Genomic DNA, 14,892 nt, shown 5'->3' on the forward strand with positions numbered 1-14,892 from the left:
CCGCCAACTTGCCCCGGGTGGCCAAACGGGCGCTCGCCAAACTGGCCGAAGCCGGTTGCGCCTCGCAGAGCGGCGGGTACGGCATCTGGCGGATTCACGGGAACCGGACAGCGCGTTCACGCTTCCGGGGCCGGTGGGCGACACAGCCGGTGCCGGCATCGAGTACTTGTGCGCCTACTATCTGCCCGCCTACGAGGCATTGGCCGCCCAGCCGGGGCGACCGTGCCTGGCCGCACAAGATCGGTATGACGACAGTTTCCGTCGCCGCGCGTCTCGCTGACCAGGTCGGAACGGCTTTACCCGAACGTCCGGTCGTGGTGTTGGAACTGGAGACCGACAACGCCGCTCTGCTGGAGCGCGCCGTTCATGCAGTCCTCGAGCTGCGCGGCCGGAAGATCGAGACGTGCCCCGGCAACGAGTGGTTCGAGACGAATATCGACGAGATCCGTGCCGTCGTCGGGTTCTGTATGGATCGGCAGTCGGCCGACTTGTCGATCCTCCCGGCTCGGATGGCTGTGTAGTACGCGTCTCTGTCGGTGGCTGAAGTCAGCCTTCGAGGAGGACGGTGACCGGGCCGTCGTTGGTGAGCTGGACTTCCATGTGGGCGCCGAAGTGGCCGGTGGCGACGGTGGCTCCGAGGGTGCGGAGGGTGTCGGCGAAGGTGTCGACGAGAGGTTCGGCGATCGGGCCGGGGGCCGCGGCGTTCCAGGACGGGCGGCGGCCCTTGGCGGTGTTGGCGTAGAGGGTGAACTGGCTGACGACGAGGACGGGAGCGTTCAGGTCCGCGGCGGAACGTTCGCCGTCGAGGATGCGCAGCCGCCAAGCCTTGTCGGCGAGGGCCTGCGCGGTCGCTTCGGTGTCGGTGTGGGTGGCGCCGACCAGGGCGAGCAGACCGTGCGGAACTCCGGCGCCGGCCGGGTCGATCCGGCCGACGACCGCACCGTCGACACTCACCTGGGCACTGGTCACCCGTTGCAGCAGTACTCGCACAGCACCCGATCATGCCGGGCGGCCCGGCCCCGCGACCGAGCGGGGCGCGATACCGGTGTCACCGGATCAGGGTTTACCGAAGAACAGGATGTCCTGGCCGTAGTCGGTGAGCGGGCGCTTTTCGGCGGCCTGCCGGATCCCGCTGCCCGGCAGCTCGGTGACCTTGGCGAACATCGGGGCATTGCCGAAGGCGGCACGGACCTGGGTCTCGGAGGCGTAGTCGGCGCCGTAGTCGGCCAGCGTCGCGAAATCCAGTGGGGCCAGCGGGGCGTCGAGCGGCGCCTGTCCGGCCGGCCTGCCGAGGGCCGCGTACTGGGTCGCGACGCCGTTGTCGTAGAGGCACAGTTCATAGGAGATGTTCTCGATGGTGGCGACGGTCAGCACCGGCCACTTCTCCGAGAGGCGAACGGCGAGTGGGTGCTTGCCGAGCGCGCCGATCTCCCAGTTCAGGCTCTTCACCGAAATCCAGCTGCCGGAGGACTTCTCGACCAGGACCACGTCGGCAGCCAGCTCGGTCGCCGGGTTCGTGACGGGTTCCTTGACCCCCCAGTGCTTCTCGTGGACTCCGGCGAACCGGCCCGCGTCCACCGGCTCGGCGCCGTCGCGGGCGAAGGCGGCCACGATCGCCGACCGCACCTGCTCCAGCGCGTCCGGCGCCGAACAGCGCACCGCGAGCGCGCCGTAGGTCGCCGAGATCTCCACCGGGCGCGAGGGCGGTTCGGGCATCGCGCCCGCCGCCAGCGGCTTGAGGCCGACCAGCGCCAGCCGCCAGTTGATCTCGTCGATCGTGGCGAGGTCGCCACCCGACTGATAGAGAATCTGCTGCTGGGTCAGCCTGCCCGCGCGTTCCAGCGTCGACGCGCCCAGCTTGACCAGGGCCTGGGTGGTCTTGAGTGTGAGATCGAGCTCCTCGACCCGGGTTTCGCGCAGCCGCGCGGTACTCGCGGTGGAGGTGACCTCGGAATACAGCGCGCGATAGCTCGCGATGGCCTGCTTGCGGGACCGGCCGACCATCATCGTGCGCAGCAGCGTGCTCAGACTGGCCAGGTACTTGCCCGGCTGCTCGGCGGTGCGCGCGTACATCGCCGCCCTGATCCGGACCGCGTCCTCGGTCGCCGCCACCGCCGCGTCGTGATCGAGCCGCATCAACCACACGCCGCACTTGGACAGCCCGTCGGCACACATCGGCGATACGTCCGGATAGTCCTGCGCGACCTGCCGATACGCCCGGCACGCACTGCGAATGGTGTTGGTGGCCAGCTGCCGATGCCCGACCAGCCGGGTCGCCTGTTCGAACAGGCGCAGCGAATCCTGCAGCGCACCGGCGTATTCGTAGCTGACGTATCCACCGACCAGCCAGTGCAACCGGATCGCCACGGCTTCCTGCGCCGGTTCCAGCGACTCGGCGGTGCGGTCCCGGCCGGACGGGTCGTCACGGGTGGCGAGCAGGCCCTGGGCGAGCTCGGTGAGCGAGCCGGCCAGTTTGAGGTAGTCCTCGGGACGCTGGCTTCTGGTGGCAGTGCGGTCGGCCGCGACGCGCCGTTCGAGGCCGCTCAGATCGGTCATGAGCAGTTCCATCGCGACGTCAATCCTGGCCTCATCCATCGTTCGAGCACAGCCGCTGGGCGGCTGTTCAGTGTGTCGTTCGAGTTTGGCACAGATCGGCGGTCGCTGCCGGATCGTCCGCGGATCCCAGATGTTCAGCCAGGATCGGGTCGGTGTTTCCCTGTGGCTGTGCATATTTCGCTTTGCTTACTAGAATGCGAGACGATCGAGCCGACTGGCGAGGGACGTCGGTGGGGTGTTTCGAGGAGCGGGTAGCGTGGGCGATTCTCCCTGGGCGGGACTGGCGGGCAAGGCGAAGATCAAGGTCGAGACGGGCGCCGCGCTCGAGGCGGCCAGGGCCTGCAGCCAGGCCATCGAGGTGTTCAAGGGTTGCCAGAATCTGTTCACCGACCTGAACAACTACGACGACGGCAAGCTCGGCGGCCACCAGGTCGATGCCGGACCGCCGCTGCGCACCAAGTTCATCGCCGAGGCCACCCAGGCCAAGGAGCTGCTCGGGCGCTATGTCGACTCGCTCGAGGACCTGGTCATCATGTTCAAGGCGGCGGGGGATTCCTACACCGAAACCGACAAGGCCTCGGGCGACCGGATCGCCACACTCAAAGGCGAGCTCAAGGGCGTGAAACCCGAGCCGGGGGCGAAGGATCTGAAGGGCGACGTCTCGAAGGCGGGCGACTACAAACCGGCCAACTACGACGACGGCAACCACGACTACGATATCGGGACCGCGCAGCCGCCGGCGAGCAAGGTCGGCAAAGCGGGGCCCGAGGCGGTCGGCGTGGGGATTCCGGTGCGGGCCGCGTCGAACATGTCCTGGCGAGACATGTACGACCTGGGTCAGCGGATCTCCTGGGTCGAGGTCGCCGACGACGCGCCGGTCTGGGAGGGGATGGCCCAGGCGGTGCACGGCGCCGCCTACAACCTCGAGCAGAAACTCGCCGAGATCACCGGCGATCGGTGGCAGAGCGAGGGCGGTGAAGCCGCGTTCAAGGCGATCTCGACCTTCGGCCTGTCGGTCATGACGCTGAGTGAATCCTTCACGATGATGCAGCGGAACCTCGAGTACACGGCGAACTGGCTGTACGCGACCAAGGTGTGCATGCCGATCGACAAGGAAGACCATTGCGACGACGATCTCCAGGAAAACCGGGATCGCTATGAGCGCCACTATGTCAACGGGGTGAAGGCGACCGAAAAGGCGTTCCCAGCGGCGGCCGAGCCCAAGGCGCCCGAGGCGCCGGTGACCACGCCGAACAATAACAACAACAATAACAATAACAACGGAAATAACAACAACAACAACGGAAACAACAACGCCGGCAACAACAATGCGGGAAACAACAATGGCGGCGGCAACAACGCAGGCGGCGGCTCTGGCAGCGGCAGCGGCTCCGGTAGTGGTGCGGGCAGTGGCAATTCCGGAGCAGGCGCCCAGCAGGCGGCCGCTAGTCAGGCCGCCCAGCAGGCGGCGCTGCAAGCCGCCCAGCAGGCCCAGGCCAACCTGCAGCAGCAGCAGAACGGGACCAACACCTCGCAGGGCACGAACGGCCAGACCGGGTCGACGGGCCAGACCGGATCCATCGGCTCGGTCGCCGGGTCGAGCGGCTCGGGCTCGGGTGACCTGTCGAGCGTCCTGTCCTCGGTGATGTCAGCGGTGACCACCGCCGTCAGTTCGCTGACCCAGGCGCTGCCGTCGCTGGCCACCGCGCTGCAGCAGGTGTCCGCGAACGTCACCTCCGGACTGCCCGACCTCACCCAGCTCGGCACGCTGTTCCAGCAGTTCCCCGACCTGGCGCAGGTGCTGTCGGAGTCACCGGAGGTCGGCGAGCTGATCGCGGCGAACCCGGAGCTGTCGCCGCTCGCGGAGCTGCTCGGTATCGAGATCGAGACCCTGACGCCTGTCACCGCGGACGCGGACGCGGCCGGGGAGACCACCGAGGCGGCGACCGGTCAGTTCTTCCCGCGGGCAGGCCTGCCCGATTTCTCCAACCTGCTGCCGAGCCTGGACGAGATCGCCACCCCGGTGACCGGACTCGTCGCCGCGGTGCAGGACGCGGTCGCGCCCGCCGCGGCGGCTGCTCCCGTCGAGGCGGTCGAAGCCGCCGTGGCGACCGCGCCGGGCTACCCGCGCGCGGAGGCGCAGGCATGAGCCGCACCTGGGAATTCACCGATGTCGAGTTCACCGTGCTGTGGAATCGGTTCATCGGCAACCATCTGCCGCGCCCGCTCACCTTCCAGACCACCACCCGGCTGCACGACGACTGGGAGCAGGAGAAGTACGAGACCTGGCAGCGGCTGCAGCACACCGTCGATCCCGAGATCCGCACCGTTTTCGATGTCCTCGAACGCCCGGAAGCCTATGTGCGGCTGCGTGGCTGGAACGACCGTCACCGTGACGATGCGCAGTACTGGCTCAAGGCCCGCGCCGCGAGGGCTGGTGCGCGGGGCTACATCGTCCACCAGCTGCCCGGCGAGACACCGACGCACAGCGGCGGGTACGTCGTGCGCGAGTGCGGCCCGCACGGGCTGGCCGAGGCGATCGTCGACCTGATGCCGAAGGCTCCGGCGGGCAGACAGGGCATCCTGCCGCTGTCGGCGGGCGCGCGCTCGGACGACTCCGCACCGCGGGCATCGATGTTCTTCGAGGACGCCGACACCACGGTGGCCGACCGGAGCGCGGAGTTCTTCGAGACTCCGGCCGACCGCACCGGCACCGTCAACATCCTGCAGAACCAGTCCATGTTCGGTTCCAGAGGCATGCACCGCGACATCCTGGTCTGGCGCGACTTGCCTGACGACGGCCGGTACGCGATCGCCCTGCCGTCGGACGAACCCGTAGCGACCCCGATGGCCGAGGCCGCGCTGGTCGCGGCGATCGGCAAGTCCATCGACCGGATGATGGCCCGCGTCGAATCCCATTGGGAGGCAAATGTCTGACGTGACCGGTCCCGACGACGATCCGGATGTGCCGTTCGCCCTCGGTCCGCGGGTGACGGAGCCCGCCTCGGCACCCGACCCGGCGGACGCGATCACCGAGCTGGCCTACCGGATCGCCCGCGAGTCCGCGGCGCTCGGGCCTGCCGGCTGGCGCGAGCTGACCGCGGTGTTCGCGGTGACCGTCGCGGCCGAGGTGACTCATCTGCTGTTCGAGCACGAGCGCGGTACGGTACGGGTGGCGCCCACCGAGGACATTCTCGCCGCGGTGCGCGAGCACCGGAAGCTGTCGGCGGGCTACGGTGACGGGCCGTGGTGGCGGCTGGTGGTGTCGATGAGCAGCGCGGGCCGACTCGACGTCGACCACGACTACGGCGACGAACCGTTCCCGGCGGATCAGCTCTTCGAGCCGCAGGTCTACCTGGCCGACCTGGCCGCGCACCCGCGCGACCGGTTGCCGGTGTGGCTTGCCGCCTATCTGCACCACCGTGACCGGCAGCGGCGCGCGCCCGGCGCCGCGGCGCGGCTTGCCCGCGCCGACGCGGCCGCCGGTGTGCGAGCGACGATGTCGGAGTTCGACTTTCCGCCGTATCCGCTGCTGCGCGCTCGCTGGGCGGTGATCGCGGCCGCGTTCGCCGCCGCGGGCTCGGCGCGTGGCCCGCGGATGCTGCCCGCGCTCGGCTGGTTCGAAGGCGGCGGTTCGCGCAGCGGCTCGACGGTGTTCGAGGTGCCGGGCGGGCGCGCGGTCCTCTCCGGTGGTGTGTGGAACGCGGCGGCGCTGGAGGCCGGCTACAACGAGGGCGCCGAGTTGCCCGCGCTCTACGCGGGCGCGCCCGACTGGGTCGCGGACCCGGTCCTCAACACCAGGGCAGGCCAGGGCCTGCTGTCGTTCTGCTACTGGTGGGACGACGGCACCTGGTATCGGGGCGAGTCACCCGCGGCCGATCACCTCGCCGAAGCCGTGCCAGGAATCTGGACCGCGGAGACCGCGACCCGCGTGGTGGCCGGGCTGCTCGGGGACGAGGCGAGCGAGCGGCAGCGCGGCGCAGCCCGGGCGCTGGTCGAGGCCGCCGAGCGCGGTATCGCCACCCGCGCCGAGGTCGTCGAGGTGTTCGGGGCGGACGACACGTTCGATGTGGACGCGGCGCTGTACCAGCTGACGCTGGCCGGGGTCACCGCCGACGCGGCGGAGCGAGCTGCCCGCTGAGCGTGGGGTCGTAGACGATGACCATGCGGTGGTCGGGCCTCGGCGCGGAGAAGGTGTCCATCTTGTCCTTGTTCAGCACGTTGCTGGCGCCAGCGTCGATGGTGTAGTCGTAGTCGTTGTTGCCCGCGCCGGGGAATTCCGTGTACTCCTCGATGCGGAACGGTGGCCGGTTGTCGTAGTGGTCGAGCAGGGCCGCCCATAGCTGGTCGCCGTCGATGTGGCCGCGGTCGCCCGGGGTGCCCTTGCTGGGATCGGACGCCTCGGACTTCATGTCCCACTGGAGTTCGATCCGGCCGCCGGGGGCGAGGGTGTGCTCCAGATTCCCGGCGATCGCCAGGTAGGCCTCGGGCGGGAGCTTGGCGCTGACATTGTTGACGAAGATCCGGCCGACACCGCCGGTGCCGCCGTCGCCCAAGACGTGCCCGCCGCCGAGCATGTCGCCGAACACGAGGACGGTGCCCGCCTCGGTCAGCGGGCCGGGGTCGAGAATGCCGAGGCTGCGCCTGCGCTGGCTCGGAATCGCGAACGACTCGGCCAGTTCGGTCTTCACGACCAGGCCGCCGCCGGTGCGGTCGGCGGGCGGCGTCATCTCGACACCGAACGCGCTGCGCCCGACGCCGACGTCGACGGTGTGCCCGTTGGGTACTCCGGTCTCGGGCCGGGGCACGAGCGCCACCGTGTAGTTGTCGGTGCCGAAGTAGTTCTGCTCCAGCGGAAGCCGGTGCAGCGGCCGGGGCCGGGGGATGATCTCGACCGCCGAGACGCCGTGGACGGGGTCGTGGATCATCACGGTGTACTCGATATTGATGCCGTTCGCGGTGGCGGTCCGGTTCGCCCGGTCGACGCTGTGCAGCAGCTCGCTCATCGAACTCGGGGCGCCGTCGACCTCGAGCCGTCCGGTGCGTGGTTCGAGCACGCCCGCGAACCGGTTCGGGGCGGCGGCCAGCGCGTCCGCCGCGTCGTACATGCGCTGGAAAGCGTCGGGGCCGAGCGCGTCGCGGAACGGTTCCGGCATCGCGGTATGGAACCGGTCGATGGCCTCGTGCAGATCGCGGACCCGCTGGGCCGGTGCCGGATTCGGATCGTTGACGGCCACATTGAGCGGATCGAGCGCGGCCATGAGGTGTTTGGTCGGCACGTGCTGACGGGCTTCGCGGAAGTTCGGGTTCTCGAAGATCGGGTCGAAGATGCGCCGCGTCAGCTCCTCGCGCATGCGCGCGTCGAGTCCGCGCCGTTCGTTGGCGACCAGGTCACGCACGTGCTCGCCCACCGCGAGCTCGCTCAGCGTCGCCAGATGAGCGGCACCGCCGCGCTCGTATTCGGTCGCGGTGAGGGATTCGCCGAAGATCGGGCGCTGCTCGGTGAGCCCGGCGCGTTCGAGCGCGTAGCGATGCGCGAGCAGCGGATCATGACCGGCCAGCAGGGATTCCGCGGTACTGCCCTGGCGCAGGTCGATGCGGTGCGCCAGGTCGGCCAGATCGCGGCGCAGGCCGGGCAGCTGGTCGCCGCGGGCCGGGTCGATGGTGGCCGTGTCGATCTTGTTCAGCAGGACCCGCACCTCGGCGAAGCGACCGCCGAGGTGATCGGTCATCCGGTCCGGACGCTCCTGCACGGGATCGATACGGATCTCGGGCTCCTGCGCGAGCCGGATCTCGGCGAGCTCGTGCGCGATCCCGCGGACCACATCCTGGTCCCGGGCACGCGGTGCGACGTGCACGTCGTAACCGGTGCCGTCCGGGCGGGCCAGGAACTCGGCGACGGCGCCCTCGGTCGTCGGTCCGACCTGGATACGGATGTCGCGGCCGTCGGGCAGGAAGAAGCGCTTGGTGTCGCGGTTCCATGCCACGTCTTCGGGGGTGACCAGGGCGAGGTTGTCCTCGACCACGTGGACGACCTCGCGCGTGCTCAGGTCCGGTTGATTCGGTGGGCGCGCGTCGGCGTGGAACTCGCCGACACTCGCGGCGGTGCCACGGTGCGGCTCCACGACGGGGCCGGGGCGGGTGCCCGGTTCGGTGACCGGCAGCGCGGGCCTGGTGTCGAAGAGGCCGTCGCGCACCAGGATCGAGATCGACTCGATGTTCTGGCCCGGATAGTGCTCCTGGATGGATTTGCTCACCGACTTCAGCGGCATGCTGATGTCGGACTTGGAACTGATGATCCCGTTGAGGGTGGCGTTGGCGAAGGTCTTGGCCTCGCTGTTGTACAGCGGGCGGTTGGCCATGATGTGTTCGGCGAGCGACACCAGCTGCGGATGCGACAGCTCACGCAACGGCACCAGGGTGCGCGGTGCGTCGCCGACCGGCTTGAGCGCCACCTTGCCGTCGAAGCGGTCGACCAGCAGGCGGTCGAAGGTGCCCTGCTCGGTGAAGACGGCCAGGTCGACGTCGTTGGCCCGCGGTGTGCGCAGCGAGGAGCCCTGCACGACGATGTCGCCCACCGGCAGGCCCGCCTCCCGCAGGCCGCCGACCAGATCGCTGCTGAACTGCCGGAACTCCGCGGCGTCGGCGAACTTGTAGGGGTAGCCGCGCTCGGCGACGACCTCGACCCAGTTGTGCATCTGCTGGGTGAGTTCGGGTGCGGTGATCGGCTTGGCGGTGCGGGAGCCGACCTGAACCAGGTCCTCGATGGTCCGCTGATCGAGGCCGAGTTTGCGCCCCTCACCGATGATCGTGGCCAGTTCGGCGTCGGTGTAGGTGAGCTCGAATCGCCCTGGGCGCTCGCCGATCCAAGCGCGCACGTTGTCGGTGATGCTCTGGACCGGGTCGACGGTGGCCGGTTCGTTGCGCCCTTGCTCGGGGACAGCGAGTTCGGCGCGTCCCGGTTCGGCGGCGGCCGGTTCGCCGCGACCGGGCTCGGCGGCACCAGCGCGTCCGGGTTCGGTAGCGGGCGGCACGGTGCGGCCGCTCTCCGCTTGTCCGGCCCGGTTGTGTTCCGGTGCAACCTCTTTCGGTGAACTTTGCTCGGCCGCACCGGTCGGCGCTTCGGCGGTGACCTGGACGGAACCGGACTCGGCCCGCTGCTGCTCGGCGGCCGCGGCGGGACGATCCTTGGACGTCGCCGTGAGATTCGATTCGGCACCGCTCTTCTCGGCGACGCCGGCGCGGCTGTCGTTCTTCGCCGGCTCGCTCCGCGCGGCGCCGTCCTTGGCGGGAGCGCGGTCGCCCGCCCGTGATTCCGGCGCCGTCTGGCCCGGCCGCTCGGCGACTCGCGCACCCGAATCCGTCGCGCGCACACCGGATTCGGGTGCGCGGGTGGTGCCCTCGGCGCGCGCTCCGGAATCGGTGCGGCCCTGTGCCTCTGCGCGCATCGTCGCTTCGGACGGTCGCACCGCGCTGCCGTCACGTGGCGCTACGCCGGCGTTGTTCCATTCCGTGCGGAGCTGTTCGAGCCGGGCCACGTGCTGGTCGCTGTACTGGCCCTTCGAATCGATCTTGACGTCGTTGGCGCGCTGGAACACGTCGCGGGCGCGGTTCTGCTCGGGTCCGGCTTCGAAGCGGTCGGGATGGGTCTGCTTGGCCAGATCGTGGTAGAGCGCCTTGCCGTCGCGCACCGACGCCTCGGTGACGACCGGGGCCTTCGCCGAGGACGCACCCGCGGGCGACATCCTGGGCGAATCCATCGTCGGCGCGTTCCCGAGCCCGGCACCGTGCCGCACACCGTGCGCGCCGCCGAGAGCCGCGCCGACGATCACCAGTTTGGGGTCGAAGGTGGTGTCGATCTTGTCCGCGTCGAAGTAGCCGTGTGCGAGCTGATCGCCGACCTGCCAGACGAGGCCGCCGCCGTACATGCCGAGGCCGCCCGCGCTGCCACCGGTCACGCCGCTGATCAGGCCGCGCATGGCAGGGCTCAGGCTGGTGCGGCCGAGCAGCTTGTGCATCCCCATGCCGACCGGCGCACCGAGCAGACCGCCGGCGCCCCACTCGAATCCGGTGCGCAGGTTCTGGCCGAGGTCGAAGGAGTCGCGATGCCCCATCCCGAGCTGGTAGGCCTGGATACCGCCGTCCAGGCCGAGGCCCATGCCGCCCGCCTTCAATCCGGCGATGGCGATCTGCTTCAGATAGGGCTTGAGCAGGTTGCGCAGACCGACCCGGCCCGCCTCCAGTGCCAGTTGCTGGAGGCCGCGATTGGCCGCCAAACCGATGGCGGACCGGCCCGCGGCCAAGGCCAGCGGCACCCCGGCCGAACCCCACGGCCAGGCCGCGATCAACGCGTAGATCGCGTACGCGGTGATGAGGGCGAAGCTGCCCTCCATGATCTTGGTGTATTCGAGCTGGGTGCCGCCGTTGCGGGTGTAGTTGCCCAGCTCCTCGAGCGCCTTGGCCAGCTCGTCCACCGAGTGCGGGCCCGAGAACAGCTTGTCGAACTCCTGTTTCACCGCGACCGCGCCGTCGCCGCTGTAGAACTTCGCGGTGGCGTCGGTGACGGCGCGCAGATCCGGTTCGAGCAGGCGCAGGTCCGCCGCGGCCTGCTTCCACGCGTCACCGAGGGCGAACAGATCGTCCTCGTCGCCCTTGGGATAGGCCTGGCCGAAATTGAGCGCCTGCAGGATCCAGTCGGGGACGAGATCGAAGACCGATGCTAGGCCGGACACAGATCACCCCCGCGGGTGCGCTGGCAGTCGATCACCAGGCGGACTCGGCGGCTTCCGACAGCGCGGTGAATCGCACTGTGCCGTCGGCGGGTTCGTCTTCGCGCTGGCGTGCGCTCGGCGGGGTCACCGGGGCGCGCGGCGGTTCGGGAATCATGTCGTGGACATCGGGCATGCCGGGCAGGTACTCCGAGAGGCGCGGGATGCGGGCGGTGTCGGAGCGCAGGGTGTCGAGCAGGTTCTTGGTCTGGCGGTGCATGGCGGCGGCGGCGTCCTGGGTCGCCGTGGTGACGGCGCGGGCGATCTCCGGATAGCTCAGATCGTCGATGTTGTCGGAGAAGCGAACCTGGATGACGATGTTCTCCGCGTTCACCACCACGCTCACCCGGCCCGCCGCCGCGGTGGCGGTCGCGGTCAGCTGTGACTGCTCCTGCTGGGCCCTGGCGATGGCGTCCATGCCTTCGCGCACGGTGTCGGCCAGCTCTTCCAGCCTGGCTCGCGCCGCCTCGTTCGCCATCGTTGCTCCTGCCTACCCGTCCGCTGTGCTGCCTTGTTCGGTGCGGTCAAGTCAGCGCAGGCTGTCCTCGTTGGCGCGTTCGGCCGTCTGGAACCGGTCGGCGGCCTGGCCGAGCGCGGAGGAATAGGACTGCAGCAGTGACACTTTCGCGGCCACGACGGCCTGCAGGTTGGTGTCCGACGCCGAGTAGCCCTGCTCGCCGCCCGCGAAGTTCTCCCCGAATTCGTCGGCTCCCCAGCTGCCCCAATGCGACGAGGAGGCGGCCGACACGGTGCTGAGGATCTGGTCGATCCGGCCCGCCAGGCCGTCGAGATCGCCACCCGTGCCGCGCAGTTTGCTGATGTAGACCTCGACCGGTTGAGTCATGTCGCACCTCGGCTCGTCTGGGTGAATCGGATTCGATCATTACATGAATTCTGAACCATGCCAACGCTAACGAGATCTGAACGGTAGGTGGCTGCGGTGGGCGGCGACGACATGGCATGCTCGCTGCATGGCCCGCACGAGCTTCCACGGCGACATCGAGACGGCCAGCCACGAGACAATGCTCGGGCTGGTGCGGGACTGGCTCGCGCAACCGGAACTGGCGATGACCCTGCGGCGGACCGGCTACGAGACCACCTACCGGGACGACACCATCGAGCTGTACTGCCACGAGGCCGGCACGCCCGGCGCCGACGACTCCTTCTATCTGCTGGAAGGCATCGTCGAGGCGGAACCGGCCAGGGCGGCGCAGCGGCTGGCGGTGCTCGCCGCGGCCGCCAGGGCCGCCGGGCTCGACTGCTCCATCGACTACGCCGAGGCCGACGCCGACGGCGCGGCGATCGGCGCGGAGTCGACCATCGCGTGAGGCAGGCTAGGGTGCGTGGGCGGAGGACGAATGGCTGAGATGCCCTGGGCCGAGGCGGAATTGCGCGAGCTCGGCGAGTCGCTGCTCGCGCAAGTGCGCGGCATCGCCGCGCTGGTCACACCGGCGGCGGTGATCCCCGATTCCGCGCTACCCGCCGCGCCCGAGGTCGCCGAATGGACCGATCCGCTGCGCTACCGATTCAGCCTGCGCGCCCAGACCGCCCTGCCCGCCGAGGTACCAGCGGACGAAGCGGTGCGCCGCACCGTCGAGGCCTTCGCCGCAGGCGGTTTCGCCATCGCGGAGGAGCGTCGCGCGGGCACCGTCGCCGCGCGGATCGTGGTGACCGGCAACCGCGACGGGTTCCGCATCGACGTGCGGGTCTGGCCCGAGACCGGCGACGTCGTGTACGCGGGTGTCACGCCCGCGCTGGCCCTGCGGGCACCGCAGGCCACGGAACTGCCCGAACCCGTGCATACCAAGGCGACCGTCGAGCCGGGGCACGTGCTCTGCTACGAGTGCGACGGGCTCGGCTGGTGCCCGGCCTGCGGCGGGCGCGGCTGGGTCCTCGACGACGCCGGTGTCCGGCAGCCGTGCCCGGAATGCCGCGAGCAGCGGGTCTGCCCGATCTGCCGCGGCGCCGGTCAGTTGCAGATCGCGCGGCTGCGCCCGGCCGAGCGGGCGTTCTACCCCGAGCTCGCCGGGCGGCCCGCCGGAGAGGACGAGTCATGACGACGGCCTTACCGCTGGCGCGCACGAATGCCGAAGCGCGCCTGTTCCTCCGGCTGCGGCCGTGCGTCACGTGCGGGGTGGCGCGGTGCGAGTTCCGCGGTTCGGTGATCACGGCCGACGGGCCAGCGAGCCGGTACGTGGGGGAGTGCGCGGCGTGCGGGGCGCGGCGCGAATACGTGTTCCGGCTGCCCGAGCGGATCCTGCCGCCGCTGGCCGAGCAGGTCCGCTTCGGCGCCGACGAGCCATCGCAACTGCTCGATCCCGGTGAGTGGCTGCGCTATTCGCGGATCTGCGCCGACCAGGCCGGACCCGGCGACGCGGAACGAACCGCGACGGCACGACACGCGCTGGCGACCGCCCTCGGCGCCGTGGCGGAAGTGCTGAAGTTCATCCCCGACGACGCGCCGTCGGTACCGGCGGCGGCCTTCGTCACGACCGAAGGGCGGGCGCTGTTCGCCGCCGAACCAGGTAGTTTCGACCGCGACCGGCTCGCGACCGTCCGCGCGCACTACGCGGAGCGCCTCGCGCGGTGGTGAGCGGGTGTCGCCCGCGGCGGCGATGGGTACTCACCATTCATGTTGTCGTAACGAAGTATTCGCCGACCACTGCCATTCTGTTGCGCAGGCAAACGAGTTGTGGTGTGGTCAGTGCACCGATGCTGGAGGATGGGGAAAGCGATGGCGGAGAAGTTCCAGTACGAGCCGCTGCTCTTCCGGCGGGCCGCCGCCAAGACGGGTTCGGTGCGCGACCAGATCAACGGGGTCATCGACCGGCTGGAGACCGCGGCGACCGGGCGCGGTGCCTGCTGGGGCAGCGACACCTTCGGCAACAACTTCTACAACGGCGACGCCAACAACGGTTACGGCGCGTCCAAGACGAACAGCACCGACAGCGCACGGACGATGGCGGAGAACATGAACTCGTTCTCCACCGGACAGCTCGAGAGCGCCCGTCTGCTGGAGCAGATGGAAAAGGGCAACTATGACGGTATGCGCTAAGGGGCCCGTTTCAGTATGACGAACGAACACGCGAAGGCGCAGCTCGCCGATATCCTCGAGGGCGTGCAGGCGCAGATGCGCGCGATCGCGCAGGTGCAGCAGGATCGCGCCAGAATCGTCGCCAGCGCGACGGTGCGCAAGCGCGTCACCGTGTCGGTGAACGCCGACTTCAAGGTGATCGAGACCAAATTCAGTTCCGACATCGACGATCTCACCTACCCGGAGATCGCCAGGGCGGTGACCGAGGCGGCGCAGCAGGCCTGTGCCGAGGTCGCGCGGCAGACCGCGGCGATGGTGTCGCCGATCAAGGACGGCCACGCCCGGTTGCCCAAGATCACCGACCTGGTCGACGACATGCCGGATCTGCTGGTTCCGCAGCCGGTGGAGGCGTCGTTGGCGCCGCCGAACGCGCCGGAGCGACTGGAGGATTCGCCCGCCGAGCCGCAGTACGAGGCGGCGCCGAACCGGTCGGGTTCCGCCACCGACTCGAGCTGGTGACTCGAGTAACTTCGC

At 69.6% G+C, this 14,892-nt stretch carries 14 protein-coding genes; 9 read left to right on the plus strand and 5 right to left on the minus strand.

Annotated elements, in window-relative coordinates:
• Window positions 1-149: 149 nt before the first annotated feature.
• Window positions 150-521 carry a GIY-YIG nuclease family protein gene (locus tag ACFWF2_RS17420; protein WP_379308460.1) on the plus strand — a complete coding sequence of 124 codons (372 nt, stop codon included), beginning with the start codon at window positions 150-152 and terminating at the stop codon, window positions 519-521.
• 25 nt (window positions 522-546) lie between these two features.
• Here the strand turns inward: ACFWF2_RS17420 and dtd are convergent, their stop codons facing one another.
• Both dtd and ACFWF2_RS17430 read right to left on the minus strand, forming a co-directional pair.
• The gene (gene dtd, locus ACFWF2_RS17425; RefSeq protein WP_379308444.1) at window positions 547-990 is read right to left on the minus strand and encodes a D-aminoacyl-tRNA deacylase; all 444 of its coding nucleotides are present in this window, start codon (window positions 988-990) and stop codon (window positions 547-549) included.
• Window positions 991-1,056: 66 nt separating this feature from the next.
• A complete protein-coding gene (locus ACFWF2_RS17430; protein ID WP_379308445.1) occupies window positions 1,057-2,556 on the minus strand; it encodes a hypothetical protein in 1,500 nt (499 codons plus the stop codon).
• Window positions 2,557-2,812: 256 nt separating this feature from the next.
• Here ACFWF2_RS17430 and ACFWF2_RS17435 point away from each other — a divergent pair, with 256 nt between their 5' ends.
• From ACFWF2_RS17435 to ACFWF2_RS17445, 3 genes are read left to right on the plus strand one after another with little or no spacing between them, the layout of a single operon-like run.
• Window positions 2,813-4,705, plus strand: coding sequence for a hypothetical protein (locus ACFWF2_RS17435; protein ID WP_379308446.1), 1,893 nt, complete (start codon window positions 2,813-2,815; stop codon window positions 4,703-4,705).
• On the plus strand, window positions 4,702-5,493 hold the full coding sequence (locus tag ACFWF2_RS17440) for an ESX secretion-associated protein EspG (RefSeq protein WP_379308447.1): 792 nt from the start codon (window positions 4,702-4,704) through the stop codon (window positions 5,491-5,493). Before ACFWF2_RS17435 ends, ACFWF2_RS17440 begins: the two co-directional genes overlap by 4 nt.
• Window positions 5,486-6,697 (plus strand): hypothetical protein, encoded by a 1,212-nt coding sequence (locus tag ACFWF2_RS17445; protein ID WP_379308448.1) that lies wholly within the window; start codon window positions 5,486-5,488, stop codon window positions 6,695-6,697. The genes ACFWF2_RS17440 and ACFWF2_RS17445 overlap by 8 nt, the downstream gene beginning before the upstream one ends.
• On the opposite strand, the gene ACFWF2_RS17450 is transcribed toward ACFWF2_RS17445, so the two are convergent.
• Genes ACFWF2_RS17450 through ACFWF2_RS17460 form a run of 3 tightly spaced genes read right to left on the minus strand, consistent with a single transcriptional unit; the run spans window position 6,663 to window position 12,168 of the window.
• Window positions 6,663-11,288, minus strand: coding sequence for a hypothetical protein (locus ACFWF2_RS17450; RefSeq protein ID WP_379308449.1), 4,626 nt, complete (start codon window positions 11,286-11,288; stop codon window positions 6,663-6,665). The genes ACFWF2_RS17445 and ACFWF2_RS17450 overlap by 35 nt on opposite strands.
• 31 nt (window positions 11,289-11,319) lie before the next feature.
• On the minus strand, window positions 11,320-11,802 hold the full coding sequence (locus ACFWF2_RS17455; protein ID WP_379308450.1) for a YbaB/EbfC family nucleoid-associated protein: 483 nt from the start codon (window positions 11,800-11,802) through the stop codon (window positions 11,320-11,322).
• A 51-nt stretch (window positions 11,803-11,853) separates the two neighbouring features.
• Complete coding sequence (locus ACFWF2_RS17460) at window positions 11,854-12,168, minus strand: hypothetical protein (protein WP_379308451.1); 315 nt, start codon at window positions 12,166-12,168, stop codon at window positions 11,854-11,856.
• A gap of 127 nt (window positions 12,169-12,295) precedes the next feature.
• Between ACFWF2_RS17460 and ACFWF2_RS17465 the strand changes: the two genes are divergently transcribed.
• The 5 genes from ACFWF2_RS17465 (at window position 12,296) to ACFWF2_RS17485 (ending at window position 14,877) form a co-directional block, all read left to right on the plus strand.
• Entirely contained in the window at window positions 12,296-12,652 is a 357-nt protein-coding gene (locus tag ACFWF2_RS17465; RefSeq protein WP_379308452.1) for a hypothetical protein, read from the plus strand.
• Between the two features lie 30 nt (window positions 12,653-12,682).
• Window positions 12,683-13,381, plus strand: coding sequence for a hypothetical protein (locus ACFWF2_RS17470; protein ID WP_379308453.1), 699 nt, complete (start codon window positions 12,683-12,685; stop codon window positions 13,379-13,381).
• A complete protein-coding gene (locus ACFWF2_RS17475) occupies window positions 13,378-13,917 on the plus strand; it encodes a hypothetical protein (RefSeq protein WP_379308454.1) in 540 nt (179 codons plus the stop codon). Before ACFWF2_RS17470 ends, ACFWF2_RS17475 begins: the two co-directional genes overlap by 4 nt.
• Window positions 13,918-14,058: 141 nt before the next feature.
• Entirely contained in the window at window positions 14,059-14,379 is a 321-nt protein-coding gene (locus ACFWF2_RS17480) for a hypothetical protein (protein ID WP_379308455.1), read from the plus strand.
• Window positions 14,380-14,394: 15 nt separating this feature from the next.
• Window positions 14,395-14,877, plus strand: a complete 483-nt coding sequence (locus ACFWF2_RS17485; RefSeq protein ID WP_379308456.1) for a YbaB/EbfC family nucleoid-associated protein — start codon at window positions 14,395-14,397, stop codon at window positions 14,875-14,877.
• Window positions 14,878-14,892 lie beyond the last annotated feature (15 nt).

The organism is Nocardia sp. NPDC060259, assembly GCF_042728775.1.
In the GTDB taxonomy this organism is placed as follows: Bacteria; Actinomycetota; Actinomycetes; order Mycobacteriales; family Mycobacteriaceae; genus Nocardia.